Here is a 14,628-nt window from a genome sequence, read left to right as displayed (position 1 = left end):
CGCGCATAAGCGATGCCCAACTGCGATTTGCCATGCAGACCCTGACACGCCGTCTTTGTGTCAGCCTTGCGGGACACGCAACCGTGACCAAAAAAAATGCCCGATTTGAGGCGGCTTCTGTCAATTGCCCGGATTTTGCCTATTCTGTCGTTCAAGCAGCGGGAAAATGAAAAACGGAAGAGGCGAATTGGCATGAATTTCAGACGCGCATTGGCTTTGGCAGCAACCATCTTCCTGGCAACCGGCCCGGTGGTGGCGCAGGAGCCGGTCTGGCACGGCGGCATTTCCACGATCGGCGAACTGAAACATAAAGACGGCTTTGCCCGCTTCGATTATGTCAATCCGGATGCGCCAAAAGGCGGCGAGCTGAAGCTCTCCGAAACCGGGACCTATGACACGTTCAATCCGATCCTTTCCAAGGGCGAGGCGGCAGCCGGCGTCACGTCTCTTGTCTTCGATACGCTCTTGAAATCCGCCGAAGACGAGGTCACCGCCTCCTACGGGCTGCTCGCCGAGGGCGTCTCCTATCCCGACGACTTTTCCTCCGCGACGTTTCGGCTGCGCGCTGAAGCGAAGTGGGCGGACGGCAAGCCGGTCACGCCGGAAGACGTCGTCTTCTCCTTCGACATGTCGAAGGAACACAATCCTCTTCTCTCCAACTACTACCGCCATGTGGTTTCGGCTGAAAAGACCGGCGAGCGGGACGTCACCTTCCGCTTCGACGAGAAGAACAATCGCGAACTGCCAAACATTCTCGGCCAGTTTCCGATCGTGCCGAAGCACTGGTGGGAAGGCCAGGATGCGAAGGGCAACAAGCGCGATATCAGCCGCACCACGCTGGAACCGGTCATGGGCTCGGGGCCATACAAAATAGCCTCCTTCCAGGCAGGCAGTTCGATCCGCTTCGAATTGCGCGACGACTATTGGGGCAAGGACGTCAACGTGAATGTCGGCCAGAACAATTTCGGCACGATCACTTACACGTTCTTCGCCGACAAGACCGTGGAGTTCGAGGCTGTGCGCGCCGGTGATGTCGATTTCTACAGGGACAGTAGCGCCAGCCATTGGGCGACAGCCTATGACTTCCCGGCCGCGAAGGATGGCCGGGTGATTAGAGCGGAGATCGCGAACCCGCTGCGTGCCACCGGCGTCATGCAGGCCTTCGTGCCGAACATGCGCCGCGAAAAGTTCAAGGATCAGAAGGTGCGTGAGGCGCTGAACTACGCCTTCGATTTCGAGGACCTGAACCGCACGCTTGCCCATAACGCCTATCAACGCGTCGACAGTTATTTCTGGAACACAGAACTTGCCTCCTCTGGCCTGCCCGAGGGCCGCGAGAAGGAAATCCTGGAGGCGCTGAAGGACAAGATCCCTGCTGCCGTCTTCACCACACCCTACACGAACCCCATCAACGGCGATCCGCAGAAGGTACGCGGGAACCTGCGCACGGCGCTCGCCCTCTTCAAGGAGGCCGGCTACGAGCTCAAGGGAAACCGGCTGGTGAACACGAAGACCGGCGAACCTTTCGGCTTCGAGATCCTTCTGTCCAACCCGTCCTTCGAGCGTACGGTCTCGCCGTTCGTCAACAGCGTGAAGAAGATCGGCATCGATGCCCGCATGCGCACTGTCGATGACTCGCAATACACCAATCGCGTCCGGAGCTTCGACTATGACATGATCTACGGGATCTGGGCGCAGACACTGGTGCCCGGCAACGAGCAGAGCGACTATTGGGGCTCAGCCTCGGTCGATCAGCAGGGCTCGAAGAACTATGCGGGCATTGCCGATCTGGCGATCGACGAACTGATCAGTAAGATCGTCTTCGCGCCGAACCGGCAGGAACTGGTGGCGACCACAAGGGCGCTCGACCGCGTGCTCTTGGCGCATCACTATGTCGTGCCTCTGTTCTATTCCAAGGCTGTGCGCGTCGCCTACTGGAATCACCTGACCCATCCGGCGGACTTGCCCTATTACGGCATGGGATTCCCGGACGTCTGGTGGTCGAAGCCTGCTGGAACCCCATGAAAGCCTTGCGCACGGCTCACCATGTACTCCAAATGCACATATGCGAATCAGTTTGGGCGTCCTGGCCGGTTTGGCAGGGGCGCCTTCAAGGAGACGAACGGATTGACTGAAAACAGGTGGCAGGCCGCTTGCGGATCGGATCGCGTTGCTGGAAACGGCGGCAGGCGGGAGCAACGCTGATGGGTGCCTATATCCTGCGCCGCCTTCTCTTGATGATCCCGACGATCGTCGGCATCATGGCCATCTCCTTCGCCGTTATCCAGTTTGCGCCCGGCGGCCCCGTCGAGCAGGTCATTTCCGATTTGACCGGCCAGCAGGGCGGCGACCGGTTGTCCGGGAGCAGTGGCGACCTCGGACAGTCTTTCTCGGACGATTCCTCTGGCAGGTACCGGGGTGCACAGGGTCTTGATCCGGAATTCATCAAGAAGCTGGAAAAGCAGTTCGGCTTCGACAAGCCGCCGCTTGAGCGCTTCGGCCAGATGATGTGGAACTATATCCGCTTTGATTTCGGCGAGAGCTTCTTCCGCAATACCTCGGTCATTGACCTGATCCTCGACAAGATGCCGGTCTCGATTTCGCTGGGCCTGTGGATACTATTGTTTTCCTACGCGATTTCCATTCCGCTCGGCATCAAGAAGGCCATCTCCGATGGCTCGACCTTCGATGTCTGGACGTCGGGCGTGATCATTGTCGGCTACGCGGTTCCGGGCTTCCTGTTCGGCATCCTCTTGATCGTGCTGTTTGCCGGTGGCTCGTTCTTCGACTGGTTCCCGCTGCGGGGCATCGTCTCGGATAATTTTGCCCAACTGAACTGGTGGCAGAAGATTCTCGACTATTTCTGGCACATGACATTGCCGCTGATCACGCTTTTGATGTCGGCCTTTGCGACGACGACGCTGCTCACCAAGAATTCCTTTATCGACGAAATCAAGAAACAGTATGTCACCACAGCGCGGGCCAAGGGGCTCAACGAGCGCCAGGTGCTCTACGGCCATGTCTTCCGCAACGCCATGCTGATCATCATCGCCGGTTTCCCCGGCGCGTTCATCACCGCCTTCTTCACCGGTTCGCTGCTGACCGAATATATCTTCTCGCTCGATGGCCTTGGGCGTCTCGGCTATGACGCCATCGTCAAGCGCGATTATCCCATCGTCTTTGCAACGCTCTATATCTTCTCGCTGATGGGCCTGTTTGTTAGCCTTCTGTCTGACCTCGTTTATACCTGGGTCGATCCGCGCATCGATTTCGACAGGAGGGACGTCTGATGGCCGCCGATATCGTCTCTGCTGATCCAACCTTGCTCAACGGCCGCACAGGCCGCCTGTCGCCGGTCAACCGGCGCCGTTGGGATAATTTCAAGGCCAACCGCCGTGGCTTCTGGTCGTTCTGGATCTTCCTCGTCCTGTTCGGCCTCAGCCTCGGTGCCGAGTTCATCGCCAATGACAGGCCAGTGCTGGTCTCCTACAAGGGAGAACTACTGGTGCCGGCTCTGGTGCAGTATCCGGAGGAGAAATTCCTCGGCGACATGGGATTCCTGGCGATCACCGACTATGGCGCGCCGGAAATCTCCGACGAGATCAAGGCCAATGGCTGGATGATCTGGCCGCCAATCCGCTATTCCTACCAGACGGCCAATTCCAACATTCCGCATTCGGCGCCCACCAAGCCCTTCTGGCTGATGGACAAGGCCGAGCGCTGCTCGGGCTATCCGCAGGGCGAAAACGATCCAGGCTGCACGCTCGGCAATCTCAATTGGATGGGCACCGATGACCAGGCGCGCGACGTTGCGGCGCGGATGATCTACGGCTTCCGCATCTCCGTCCTCTTCGGCCTGTGCCTGACCATCGCCTCCGCCGTCGTCGGCGTCACTGCCGGTGCCGTACAGGGCTATTTCGGCGGCTGGACGGACCTTCTGATGCAGCGCTTCATCGAGATCTGGTCGTCGATGCCGGTGCTCTACATCTTGCTGATCATCGCCGCGATCCTGCCGCCCGGCTTCTTCATCCTGCTCGGCATCATGCTGCTGTTCTCCTGGGTCGGTTTTGTCGGCATCGTCCGGGCCGAGTTCCTGCGCGCCCGTAATTTCGAATATGTGCGGGCCGCCCGCGCGCTCGGCGTCAACAACCGGACGATCATGTTCCGCCACCTTCTGCCCAATGCCATGGTGGCGACGCTGACCTTCCTGCCCTTCATTCTTTCCGGCTCGATCACGACGCTGACCTCGCTCGATTTCCTCGGCTTCGGCATGCCGCCGGGATCCGCCTCGCTTGGCGAACTGATCAGCCAGGGCAAGTCCAACCTGCAGGCCCCATGGCTCGGGTTGACTGCCTTCGTCGTCATGTCGGTGATGCTGTCGCTGCTGATCTTCATTGGCGAAGCCGCCCGCGACGCCTTCGACCCAAGGAAGACGTTTCGATGATCTCGTCATTTGTCTCCCTAGGGCATATGATGCGAGCAACTGGTTCTGTGTCGAAAGAGCTGCAATGAACAAGATTGTCCGCGATCATTATCCAGTATCCCAGCTTCCCGATGATCTCCGCACAGGGTTCGACAAGGATGCGACCGTCCGCATTGTGATCGAAGAGCACGAGAATTCTATAGTCGAGTCAGGCGGAGGCGCCTTACCGTCATCTTTTTTTGAATACCGTGTACCTGGTCCGCCGATGAAAGTGACCGATCTGCTGGAAAGTATTCGCGTCTATAAAGCCAGCCGCGCGCCTTCCACGGATGAGGAAGAAGCCGTCCGGCGGATTCGTGAGTTGCGCGACGAATGGGATGAAGAATGACGGAAGTGCCGAGACTATATCTCGATACAAACGCATTCATTTTTGCAGTCGAGGAGCAATCGGAGCGTTCAAGCCTTCTGCTAGAGCTCTTTTCGGTCTCCGAAGAGGCGGATCGTGTCATCTTGGTGACTAGCGAACTGACGCTTGCGGAGGTGCTCGTCAAACCCTATCGCAATCTTGAAGACGAATTGATCACCCGTTATGACAACATGATCAGGGACAGTGCATGGCTTGATGTTCAGCCGGTGGTCCGTCCGACATTATGGTATGCCGGTGTTCTGAGGTCTCAGACCGGGATTAAATTACCGGACGCCATTCATCTTTCGACAGCCCTCGGATCTGACTGCACCCCTTTTCTCACAGCCGACAAGGCCTTGCGCACGATCGGTGAACTTCGGCACATACGGTTTGGAATGACCAAGATGCGGTCGCTCGAAATGGTGCCCTTGGATGTCCCCACCCTAACCTCTCTCCTGAAAAGCCTGGCCTGATGACAGACACACTCCTTTCCGTGCGCAATCTCTCGGTCGCCTTTCATCAGGGCGGCAAGACATCGACGGCGGTGGACGGCATTTCCTTCGATATCAAGCGCGGTGAAGTGGTGGCGCTGGTCGGCGAATCCGGCTCGGGAAAATCGGTCTCGGCCAATTCGATCCTGAAACTTCTGCCCTATCCCGCTGCCAGCCATCCGAGCGGCGAAATCCTCTTCAACGGCAAGGACCTGATGACGGCCTCGAATGCCGAACTGCGTGGGGTGCGCGGCAACGACATCACGATGATCTTCCAGGAACCGATGACGTCGCTCAATCCGCTGCATTCGATCGAGCGGCAGATCGCCGAAATTCTCGACCTGCATCAGGGCATCACAGGTGCTGCGGCGCGCGCCCGGGTGCTGGAACTGCTCAATCAGGTCGGCATACGCGAGCCGGAAAAGCGCCTCGCCGCCTATCCGCACGAGCTGTCGGGCGGCCAGCGCCAGCGCGTCATGATCGCCATGGCGCTTGCCAACCGGCCGGAACTCTTGATCGCCGATGAGCCGACGACGGCGCTCGACGTGACCGTGCAGGCACAGATCCTCGAGCTTCTGAAAAAGCTCAAGGACGATCATGGCATGTCGATGCTGTTCATCACCCATGACCTCGGCATCGTCCGCAAGATCGCCGACCGGGTCTGTGTCATGACCAAGGGCAAGATCGTCGAAACCGGCCCGACGGCCGAGATTTTCGCTAATCCGCAGCATGCCTATACCCGCCATCTGCTGGCCTCCGAGCCAAAGGGCGTGCCGCCCATTTCCGACACGTCAAAGCCGGTGGTGATGGAGGCGCAAGACATGAAGGTCTGGTTCCCGATCAAGGCCGGCTTCCTGCGCAAGGTCGTCGATCACGTGAAGGCGGTCGACGGCATCGACCTGACATTGCGCGCCGGCCAGACGCTCGGCGTCGTCGGCGAATCCGGCTCGGGCAAGACCACGCTCGGCTTGGCGCTGACGCGGCTGATTTCGTCGAAGGGCCGCATCAGCTTTATCGGCAACGAGATAGCTGGCTATTCGTTCAAGCAGATGCGCCCCTTGCGCAACCGCATGCAGATCGTTTTCCAGGATCCCTTTGGTTCCCTCAGCCCCCGCATGGCCATCAGCGATATCATCGCCGAAGGACTGAAAGTGCATGAGCCGTCACTCTCCGAGAAGGAGCGTGACGGACGCGTGGCGGCAGCACTTGAAGAAGTCGGTCTCGATGCGGCGACGCGGTGGCGTTACCCGCATGAGTTCTCCGGCGGCCAGAGGCAGCGTGTCGCCATTGCCCGCGCCATGGTGCTGAAACCCCAGTTCGTCATGCTCGACGAGCCGACATCGGCTCTGGATATGAGCGTGCAGGCGCAGGTGGTCGATCTCTTGCGCGATCTGCAGGCGAAACACTCGCTCGCCTATCTCTTCATCAGCCATGACCTGAAAGTCGTTCGCGCCCTTGCCAATGATATGATCGTCATGCGGCTTGGCAAGGTCGTCGAGCAGGGCCCTTCCGAGCGTATTTTTACCGCGCCGCAGGAAGATTACACCAAGGCGCTGATGGCCGCCGCCTTCAACATGGAGGCGGTCGATGTGCCCGCCGTCCGCCAATAGAGACCGTTGTCATGCCCGCAAAAAGTCCTGTCATTGTCGATCTGAAGTTCATTCCGCGCGAAGTGGAGAACGGCCTGAAGGGTGCGTTCCCGGGGCGCGAGGTCCTGAACCTCGCCGACCCCGCTCACAAGGGCCGCGATCTCTCCGGCATCGATTATGCCGTCGTCTGGAAATCAGGCCCCGATCTGTTTTCGCGCGCTCCAGATCTGAAGGTGGTGTTTTCCGGCGGTGCCGGCGTCGATCACGTCCTGACGCTTCCGGGCCTGCCGGATGTGCCGCTGGTGCGCTTCGTCGATCGCAGCCTCACGACGCGGATGAGCGAATGGGTCGTCATGAACTGCCTTATGCACCTGCGCCAGCATCGTGCCTACGAGGCGCGGGCCAAGGCGCATGTCTGGGAGGATCTCAGCCAGCCGGAAGCGGCCGATGTCACGGTGGGCGTCATGGGCCTCGGCATTCTCGGTCAGGATGCCATCCGCAAACTCGGTGTCGTGGGCTTCAAGACCATCGGCTGGTCGCGCTCGAAAAAGACAATCGATGGTGTCGAGACCTTTGACGGCGATGCGCTGGATGCCTTTCTCGCCAGAACCGATTTTCTCGTCAGCTTGCTGCCGTTGACGGCAGAGACAAAGGGCATCCTGAACGCCTCTCTGTTTTCAAAGCTCAGCCGAAAAGGGCCTTTTGGCGCGCCGGTTGTGATCAATGGCGGCCGTGGCGGCAGTCAGGTCGGCACGGATATCATCGCAGCACTGCAATCGGGCGTTCTCGGTGGAGCCTCGCTCGATGTGTTCGAGCAGGAGCCCTTGGCCAGCGACAGCCCGTTCTGGGACATGGACAATGTCTATGTCACGCCGCATGTGGCGGCGTCGTCAGACGTCAAGGCGCTGTTTGTCCATGCCGAGCAACAGATGGACCGCTTCGAAAGCGGCCTGCCGCTGGAGCATCTGGTGGATCGCAAAGCCGGCTATTGATCAGGGCCGGCGGAAACCCGTCGGCTTATTGTAGAGCCAGCCGATTCGCTGGATCGATTCCTCAAGCCCTTCATGCGAGACGGTCATTGTGTGGCCGTTGGCGTGCAGCAGCGTCTTTTCGTCTTCCATGATCGCTACATGGCCTTTCCAGAACACGAGGTCGCCACGCTTGAGTTCGCTGCGGTCGATTTCGGTGCCAAGTCCGCTGCCCTGCATATCGGTGTCGCGTGGCGCATTCCGGCCAACCATCATCATCGACAGCTGCACGAGGCCGGAGCAATCAATGCCGAATCCGGAGCGTCCGCCCCAAAGATAGGGTGTTTCGAGAAATCGCTCGGCAACAGAAACGTAATCACCCGAGAGCGGCTGGCCGACCTCGGCGCAATGGTTGGCAATCACCGCCTGCCCGCCTTCCAACAGGAAATAGCGTGTGCCGCGCGTCTCGCGCTCGTCGATGACAGCGATCCGGTTGCCCATCGACAGCGCCTGCACGGTCGGGAATCTCAGGTCTGGCCCGGAATAGATGAAAGTGCGCGGGGCGGTAATGATATGGGTCAGGCTGCGCACGACGGGAGAAACCGCATAATCGGGAATGTAGCCTACATAATCGTCGAAATCGGACTTCACCCAGGCCCAGCCAGCATCGGTATCGAGAACGCGGACGGTTTCGCCGAGCAGCAGTTCCGTATCGGTGCCGCATTCCAGCTCCGGCCTTGCCCGCATCTGCACCACCGGCACGCAGATCAGTCCCGGTGAGCCGCTGACATAGCTGGCGGCCTCGACGACGCCGCGCAGGCGTTCCTCGGCAAGATCGGTGCGGTAGGCGTTCAGCCGGCGGTCTGGAAGATCAAGCATGGTTTCTCAAATAGACAGTTTGCGTCCCTGATCAATGATCAGATCGCCAAGTTTTTCAAGATAAAGCGCACCGTCGACCGTGCGCTTGATGATCACATTGCGTTTGTCGCGCTCGTCGCGGGCCCGGGTCACAAGGCCGAGATCGCCCATCGTGTCGAGCGCACGGGTGATGACAGGCTTGGTGACACCCAGAATTCCGGCGAGCCCACGCACCGTATGCGGCGGCGGAACGAGGTAGATATGCAGCAGGATGGAGATTTGCCGCAGCGTCAGGTCGTGATTGTCGATCCGCACCTGCTCAAGCGAAACGCTGTGCCAGAGGTTCAAAGCCTGCGAAGCTGATAATTCCACCGGCATCGGACGCCCTCGGTTCAATCAGCCGATATTCTAGCTGTCAGACCGTTACGGAACCGTTTCCTTTCCGTCTGCCTGCCCGGACTTCATATCCGTTCCAGAGCCTTTTCAATCCTTGCCAGATGGGCGGCGCGTTGCGCTGGCGTCACCCGGTCCATATCGTGCAGCGAGATCATCCGGAATTTGACGTCCTTGGCGCAGAACGCCGCAATCCCGCGTTTCAGCAGGCGCCGCACCGGGTTGCCCATGTAGAGCTTGACGACCCACCACGGCGAGCCCGTCGTCGTCAGCGCCCAGAACAACTTGATGTTCGTCAGCCGCGGAAGGATGCGGCCGCCGGATTGTTCATGGTCGAAGGCGACGCCCGGCGCAAAGACCCGGTCGAAAAAACCCTTGAGGATCGCCGGAAAATTGAACCACCACTGCGGAAAGACCAGGATCAGCCCATCGGCAGCCCGCAGCCGTGCGACGATATCGTCGACGCCCGTGGTGTCATAGGGCGTGTCGTAATAACCCCGCCGTTCCTCTTCCCGCAGGCGCGGATCGAAGCCTTCCCTGTAAAGATCGAGCAGATCGACGTTATGGCCGCTTTTCTCCAGCGCCGCCTTCGCAGTGGCGGCAACGCCTGCGGCAAAGCTGTCGGTCAGCGGATGGGCGAGAACGAGGAGAATGCGCATCCTAGAACAGACTGCCCTGTTTGGACGGTGCTGCGTCCGCCGGTTTGTCGGCGCGTTTCTTCGCCGGCTGTGGCGGCGGTGCAGCGCTGCCCTCGGTCGTCGCCGCGTTGATCGAGCCATCGGCAAATTCGATGGCGATCGTCTGGTTGAGCGACAGCGTCGAAGCGCCCTTCACCGGTGTCCCCGTCTCGTCGCGCACCAGTGCATAGCCGCGCTTCAGCACGTTGCGATAGGATAGGGACTGCAGGATGCGGTCATGCGCCGTCACCGCACTACGCCGGCGCCGCAGGTCGGCCAGAAGGGCGCTGTCGGCCCTGCCGGAAAGACCGGTCAGGCGATCCTGGGACCGGTGGATCTGGCTCAGCAAGCGGGCAGGAAGCGTGCGCAAGGCGGCGTCGGCGGAGGAAACCCGTGAGGCGGAACGCTGCAGCAAACGCTCGACGATGCGCTCGGCACGGATCATCCGCTCGCCAAGCTTTTGGCGCCGTTCGTTGATCCGGTTCGAGAGAACGTCGGGCCTCAGATGCGCGGCGATCCGCTCGAAGGTCCGCCGCTTGTTGGCGGTGTTCATCTGCAGCCCGCGGCCCAATCCTGCCGAGGCCTCGTCGAAACGGCGGCGGGGCAAAGCCAGCAACTGATCGAGCGAGGGAAGGGCACGGGTCAGCGCCCGCACGCTCTGACGGCGATTGTCCATCTGCCGCCCGACGGCAGATTTCAACCGTGCGGAAAGCGCCGATGTGGCGGCTTCCAGATCGGCCTTCACCGGGACGGCCATTTCCGCGGCCCCCGTCGGCGTTGGTGCCCGCTGGTCGCTGGCATAGTCGATCAAGGTCCAGTCGGTCTCATGGCCAACGGCGGAGATCAGCGGGATCTGCGAATTGGCCGCTGCCCGCACCACCGCTTCGTCATTAAAACTCCAGAGATCCTCCAGGCTGCCGCCGCCACGCGCGACGATCAAAAGGTCCGGCCGGGCGATCGGGCCACCTGCAGTAAAGGCATTGAAGCCCTCGATCGCCGCAGCCACTTCATTACCGGAACCTTCGCCCTGCACCCGCACCGGCCAGACGATGACATGGACTGGAAACCTGTCGGCGATGCGGTGCAGGATATCGCGGATGACGGCGCCGGTCGGGGAGGTGATGACGCCGATGACTTTTGGCATATAAGGCAGCGGCCGTTTGCGCGATGGATCGAACAACCCTTCAGCACCCAGCTTGCGCTTGCGCTCCTCGATCAGTGCCATTAGGGCGCCAGCGCCCGCGGGCTCCAGCGTTTCGATGACGATCTGGTATTTGGAGGAGCCGGGGAATGTCGTCACCTTGCCGGTGGCAATAACTTCCATGCCCTCTTCCGGCCGGAACTTCAGCCGGCTCATCGTGCCCTTCCAGATGACGGCATCAATGCGCGCCTTGTCGTCCTTCAGGGCGAAATAGGCGTGACCCGAGGAATGCGGGCCGCGGTAGCCGGAAATCTCGCCACGTACCCGCACTTGGTCAAAGGCCTGCTCGACCGTGCGCTTGATGGAGCCGGACAGTTCGGAGACCGAATATTCGGCGAGATTGGAGGGCGAATCGGATTCGAAGAACGAGCTCATCCAGCTATTTTGCCGTGCCCGGCGGCGGATAGCCAGCCTTTGACGCTGCTCTCAACAAAGCTTTCACCATACCTGCGGTTTCCTGGCCGCCAAACCGGGCGCATGGCGCCCGGCACGTTGAAATTTAAGTCAATTTTAGCGCCCCCGGCGCAGTGTTGCCGCATTGTGGCTATGGCTGGAGGGTCGGATGATAATCTTGACCGCATTTGCAATCGGATTGTTGGCGGCGGGCACGCGCTCGCTGATTTGTTACTGCATGACGCCGTGGCTGATCATCATCGCTTTTGCTCTCGCGGCGATCTGTTCGCCGGGGAATGTGTCGCTGCTCGCACTCGGGCTGGCGATTGTGGCGTATAATACCGGCATGGCGGCGACATTTCTGATCGCGCTGGTCGTGGCGCTGCGCTCCGAGGCATAGATATCCCGATCCGCGATGCCGGTCATGATAAACCCGCCGCGCTTTCGCCGGCGGGTCTCTGTTTGGTGTGACGCGGTTCAGACCGGTTCCCAGCCATCCTTCTCACTGGCGCGGTAGATGGCGTCGATCAATTTTTGGTTGTTGACGGAGCTTTCCAGCGTCACGACTTCTTCCGCTTCGCCCTTCGCAGCGCGCGAAAAGGCTTCGGCCTCCAGCTTGTACTGGCGCGCATCCTGGAAGCGGAAAAGCTGCGATTGCGAGTGGTTCTGGTTGGTCAGTTCCAGTTCCTCGGCACCGTAACGGTCGGCATTGAAGGGGGATTTGACCTCGATGAAACCCTTGTCGCCGTGGAACACCATGATCTGGCGGGCGGCGAGCTGGGTGGAGATGTAAAAACTCAGTTCGAAATCGCCGAAATCGGCACGCACGCTCGAATAGATATCGGTGCCGAATTCTGGATCGCGGTCGGTGTTGGCCTGGACGCGGATCGGTTCCTTGCCGGTGACGAAACGGGTCGAGATCGTCGGGTAGACGCCGATATCCGGCAGCCCGCCGCCGCCGAGCTCCGGCATGTTGCGCATGTTGCCGGCGTCGCGGTTGTAATAGGTGAAGGCGCCCTGCACATGCCGCAGCTTGCCGATCGCGCCTTCCTTGAGCAGCGAGCGGACCTTATGCCAGACGGGGCTGTAGGTGACCATGAAGGCTTCGGAGATCAGCACCTTGTTGCGGTCGCGCGCCTCGATCACGGCGTCGATTTCCGATGCCTTCAGGGCCATCGGCTTTTCGCAGAGCACGTGTTTTCCGGCATTGGCGGCTTTGATTGTCCATTCGATATGCTGCGAGGTCGGCAGCGGAATATAAACGGCGTCGATCACGTCGGAGGCAAGCATTTCCTCATAGGAGCCGAAGGCATGCGGCACGGAAAAGCGATCGGCCATCTCGCGCGCCCGGGAAAGGTCGCGGCTGGCAATCGCCGTCACGACGCAGTTTTCGGCGTCCTGAATGGCGGGAACAACGAGTTCGCGGCCGATCTTGGCCGTCGACAGAATACCGAAACGCAACATGATGTGTCCTCTCCGTTTTGGCGGCACAGTATCCCCGAGGTACGTGCCTATCAAGCTGTCCTTGCCGGAATAAAATTACGACCGCGCATGTAAAAGCGCTGTACCCCGCCTATGTCCTTGGTGCAGACTTCACGCCTCCCAAGCGATGACCCCATAACAATCTGGAGCGACCCCATGCAAAAGCGAACCCTTGGCCGCACGGGCCTGCCGATCGCGCCGCTGGTTTTCGGCGGCAATGTCTTCGGCTGGACCGCCGATGAAAAAACCTCCTTCCAATTGCTCGACGCCTTTTTCGATGCGGGCTTCAATGCGATCGATACCGCAGACGTCTATTCTGCCTGGGTTCCCGGCAATGCGGGCGGCGAGTCCGAGATGATCATCGGCAAATGGCTGAAAGGCCGCGCCCGGGACGAAGCCGTCATCATCACCAAGGTCGGTTCGGAAATGGGGCCGGGCAGGAAGGGTCTGTCATCCAAGTGGATCATGCAGGCAGTCGAAGATTCCCTTCGCCGGCTTCAGACCGATCATATCGATGTCTATCTCTCCCATTGGCCGGATGACGAGACGCCCTACGAGGAAACGCTCGGTGCCTATGAAAGGCTCCTGCAACAGGGCAAGATCCGCCATACCGGCGCTTCCAATCTGAATGCGGCACAGCTGCGTGCAGCACTGGATGTTTCGGCGGCACGGAACCTGCCGCGCTATGATGTGCTGCAGCCGGAATATAATCTTTATGACCGGGCCTCCTTCGACGGGCCGCTGCGCAATCTCTGCATCGCCGAGGATATCGGCGTCATCAGCTATTTCGGCCTGGCGCGCGGCTTCCTGTCTGGCAAGTATCGTTCGCACAAGGACCTCGAAGGCTCGGCGCGCGGCAGCGGTGTCGGCAAGTATCTCGACGGGCGCGGCATGCGCATTCTCGGAGCGCTGGACGAAGTGGCGGCCGATACTGGCAATACGCAGGCGGAAATTGCCCTGGCCTGGATCATGGCGCGCAAGGGCGTAACGGCACCGATCGCCAGCGCCACCAGCCTGAAGCAGCTTGAAAGCCTGGCGAAATCGGCCGCGATCACCCTTTCCGACGAAGCTTGCCAACTGCTAAACGAAGCCAGCGAATAGGCGCGACGGGAGAGAAGAACATGACGGTTGAAATACGCGATGCGGCACCTGGCGACGAAGCTGAGTGGCGCAGGCTCTGGGCCGGTTATGTGACCTTCTACAGGGTCGCCGTATCGCAGGAAGTGACGACCACGACTTGGGCGCGGATCATCGACCCAGCGACGCCGCTGTTCATGCGGGTTGCCGTTCTGGATAGTCAGGTAGTCGGCTTTGCCATCTGCCTGCTGCATGAGGCAACCTGGGTTAAGGAGCCGGTCTGTTATCTGGAGGATCTGTTCCTTGATGAGGCTGCGCGTGGAAAAGGCATCGGCAAGGCTCTGCTCGACGACCTCGTCACCAAAGCCAAAACCAATGGCTGGGCGCGTCTGTACTGGCACACCGACGAAGGCAACGAGATGGCGCGAAAACTCTACGATCACTATACCGAAGCGGACGGCCACGTGCGCTACCGGATGAGTTTTTAGCAGGCCGCTGACAAAGTCATTGTCTTGGCATTTTGCGGGTTGTTTGGGAAATTATGCGATTGCCAAAACCTCCGTCATTCCTGTGCCTGTCACAGGAATCCTGTGTGTCTGAACTGTGCTTTAATGGGGGCGGGCGGAAGGCCGTCGGGATCCCGGTCGTTGGAGACCGTTTGCTGGCTCTG

Annotated in this window: 15 protein-coding genes; 10 read left to right on the top strand and 5 right to left on the bottom strand. The window is 60.0% G+C overall.

All coding sequences use genetic code 11. From position 1 onward, the window contains the following. Positions 1–192: 192 nt before the first annotated feature. The 7 genes from ACP7E0_RS27330 (at position 193) to ACP7E0_RS27300 (ending at position 7,901) form a co-directional block, all read left to right on the top strand. Entirely contained in the window at positions 193–2,025 is a 1,833-nt protein-coding gene (locus ACP7E0_RS27330) for an extracellular solute-binding protein (protein ID WP_426129573.1), read from the top strand. A gap of 179 nt (positions 2,026–2,204) precedes the next feature. Beyond that, a complete protein-coding gene (locus ACP7E0_RS27325; RefSeq protein WP_426129572.1) occupies positions 2,205–3,290 on the top strand; it encodes a microcin C ABC transporter permease YejB in 1,086 nt (361 codons plus the stop codon). Beyond that, positions 3,290–4,444 (top strand): ABC transporter permease, encoded by a 1,155-nt coding sequence (locus ACP7E0_RS27320; protein WP_426129570.1) that lies wholly within the window; start codon positions 3,290–3,292, stop codon positions 4,442–4,444. The genes ACP7E0_RS27325 and ACP7E0_RS27320 overlap by 1 nt, the downstream gene beginning before the upstream one ends. A 64-nt stretch (positions 4,445–4,508) precedes the next feature. Beyond that, positions 4,509–4,811 (top strand): hypothetical protein, encoded by a 303-nt coding sequence (locus ACP7E0_RS27315; protein WP_426129568.1) that lies wholly within the window; start codon positions 4,509–4,511, stop codon positions 4,809–4,811. Then, positions 4,808–5,302 carry a type II toxin-antitoxin system VapC family toxin gene (locus ACP7E0_RS27310; protein ID WP_426129566.1) on the top strand — a complete coding sequence of 165 codons (495 nt, stop codon included), beginning with the start codon at positions 4,808–4,810 and terminating at the stop codon, positions 5,300–5,302. Before ACP7E0_RS27315 ends, ACP7E0_RS27310 begins: the two co-directional genes overlap by 4 nt. Next, positions 5,302–6,930 carry an ABC transporter ATP-binding protein gene (locus tag ACP7E0_RS27305; protein ID WP_426129564.1) on the top strand — a complete coding sequence of 543 codons (1,629 nt, stop codon included), beginning with the start codon at positions 5,302–5,304 and terminating at the stop codon, positions 6,928–6,930. The genes ACP7E0_RS27310 and ACP7E0_RS27305 overlap by 1 nt, the downstream gene beginning before the upstream one ends. An 11-nt stretch (positions 6,931–6,941) precedes the next feature. Then, positions 6,942–7,901, top strand: a complete 960-nt coding sequence (locus ACP7E0_RS27300; protein WP_426129562.1) for a 2-hydroxyacid dehydrogenase — start codon at positions 6,942–6,944, stop codon at positions 7,899–7,901. On the opposite strand, the gene ACP7E0_RS27295 is transcribed toward ACP7E0_RS27300, so the two are convergent. From ACP7E0_RS27295 to xseA, 4 genes are all read right to left on the bottom strand, one after another. After that, the gene (locus ACP7E0_RS27295; RefSeq protein WP_426129560.1) at positions 7,902–8,756 is read right to left on the bottom strand and encodes an NlpC/P60 family protein; all 855 of its coding nucleotides are present in this window, start codon (positions 8,754–8,756) and stop codon (positions 7,902–7,904) included. A gap of 6 nt (positions 8,757–8,762) precedes the next feature. Then, on the bottom strand, positions 8,763–9,113 hold the full coding sequence (locus ACP7E0_RS27290; protein WP_426129558.1) for a MarR family winged helix-turn-helix transcriptional regulator: 351 nt from the start codon (positions 9,111–9,113) through the stop codon (positions 8,763–8,765). An 83-nt stretch (positions 9,114–9,196) separates the two neighbouring features. After that, on the bottom strand, positions 9,197–9,787 hold the full coding sequence (locus tag ACP7E0_RS27285; RefSeq protein WP_426129557.1) for an NAD(P)H-dependent oxidoreductase: 591 nt from the start codon (positions 9,785–9,787) through the stop codon (positions 9,197–9,199). Between the two features lies 1 nt (position 9,788). Continuing rightward, positions 9,789–11,381: an exodeoxyribonuclease VII large subunit gene (gene xseA, locus ACP7E0_RS27280; RefSeq protein ID WP_426129555.1), complete on the bottom strand. Its 1,593-nt coding sequence runs from the start codon at positions 11,379–11,381 to the stop codon at positions 9,789–9,791. Between the two features lie 196 nt (positions 11,382–11,577). Between xseA and ACP7E0_RS27275 the strand changes: the two genes are divergently transcribed. Further along, a complete protein-coding gene (locus tag ACP7E0_RS27275; RefSeq protein WP_426129553.1) occupies positions 11,578–11,799 on the top strand; it encodes a hypothetical protein in 222 nt (73 codons plus the stop codon). Positions 11,800–11,876: 77 nt separating this feature from the next. Here ACP7E0_RS27275 and ACP7E0_RS27270 read toward each other — a convergent pair whose 3' ends face one another. Continuing rightward, positions 11,877–12,863, bottom strand: a complete 987-nt coding sequence (locus ACP7E0_RS27270; RefSeq protein ID WP_426129551.1) for a Gfo/Idh/MocA family protein — start codon at positions 12,861–12,863, stop codon at positions 11,877–11,879. 174 nt (positions 12,864–13,037) lie between these two features. On the opposite strand from ACP7E0_RS27270, the gene ACP7E0_RS27265 reads away from it, so the two are divergent. Together ACP7E0_RS27265 and ACP7E0_RS27260 are read left to right on the top strand one after the other, a co-directional pair. Next, complete coding sequence (locus ACP7E0_RS27265) at positions 13,038–13,982, top strand: aldo/keto reductase (protein WP_426129549.1); 945 nt, start codon at positions 13,038–13,040, stop codon at positions 13,980–13,982. Between the two features lie 20 nt (positions 13,983–14,002). Continuing rightward, on the top strand, positions 14,003–14,446 hold the full coding sequence (locus ACP7E0_RS27260) for a GNAT family N-acetyltransferase (protein ID WP_426129547.1): 444 nt from the start codon (positions 14,003–14,005) through the stop codon (positions 14,444–14,446). Positions 14,447–14,628 lie beyond the last annotated feature (182 nt).

It is taken from the genome of Pararhizobium sp. PWRC1-1 (assembly GCF_049897905.1).
Classification (GTDB): Bacteria; Pseudomonadota; Alphaproteobacteria; order Rhizobiales; family Rhizobiaceae; genus Pararhizobium.
Note: the sequence above shows the minus strand (reverse complement) of the source record. Positions and strands in the feature narration are given on the sequence as shown.

Excerpts from the sequence above, each read along its gene's own strand:
- ACP7E0_RS27330 (WP_426129573.1), top strand. The coding sequence starts at position 193 with ATGAATTTCAGACGCGCATTGGCTTTGGCAGCAACCATCTTCCTGGCA.
- ACP7E0_RS27325 (WP_426129572.1), top strand. The coding sequence starts at position 2,205 with ATGGGTGCCTATATCCTGCGCCGCCTTCTCTTGATGATCCCGACGATC.
- ACP7E0_RS27320 (WP_426129570.1), top strand. The coding sequence starts at position 3,290 with ATGGCCGCCGATATCGTCTCTGCTGATCCAACCTTGCTCAACGGCCGC.
- ACP7E0_RS27315 (WP_426129568.1), top strand. The coding sequence starts at position 4,509 with ATGAACAAGATTGTCCGCGATCATTATCCAGTATCCCAGCTTCCCGAT.
- ACP7E0_RS27310 (WP_426129566.1), top strand. The coding sequence starts at position 4,808 with ATGACGGAAGTGCCGAGACTATATCTCGATACAAACGCATTCATTTTT.
- ACP7E0_RS27305 (WP_426129564.1), top strand. The coding sequence starts at position 5,302 with ATGACAGACACACTCCTTTCCGTGCGCAATCTCTCGGTCGCCTTTCAT.
- ACP7E0_RS27300 (WP_426129562.1), top strand. The coding sequence starts at position 6,942 with ATGCCCGCAAAAAGTCCTGTCATTGTCGATCTGAAGTTCATTCCGCGC.
- ACP7E0_RS27295 (WP_426129560.1), bottom strand. The coding sequence starts at position 8,756 with ATGCTTGATCTTCCAGACCGCCGGCTGAACGCCTACCGCACCGATCTT.
- ACP7E0_RS27290 (WP_426129558.1), bottom strand. The coding sequence starts at position 9,113 with ATGCCGGTGGAATTATCAGCTTCGCAGGCTTTGAACCTCTGGCACAGC.
- ACP7E0_RS27285 (WP_426129557.1), bottom strand. The coding sequence starts at position 9,787 with ATGCGCATTCTCCTCGTTCTCGCCCATCCGCTGACCGACAGCTTTGCC.
- xseA (WP_426129555.1), bottom strand. The coding sequence starts at position 11,381 with ATGAGCTCGTTCTTCGAATCCGATTCGCCCTCCAATCTCGCCGAATAT.
- ACP7E0_RS27270 (WP_426129551.1), bottom strand. The coding sequence starts at position 12,863 with ATGTTGCGTTTCGGTATTCTGTCGACGGCCAAGATCGGCCGCGAACTC.
- ACP7E0_RS27265 (WP_426129549.1), top strand. The coding sequence starts at position 13,038 with ATGCAAAAGCGAACCCTTGGCCGCACGGGCCTGCCGATCGCGCCGCTG.
- ACP7E0_RS27260 (WP_426129547.1), top strand. The coding sequence starts at position 14,003 with ATGACGGTTGAAATACGCGATGCGGCACCTGGCGACGAAGCTGAGTGG.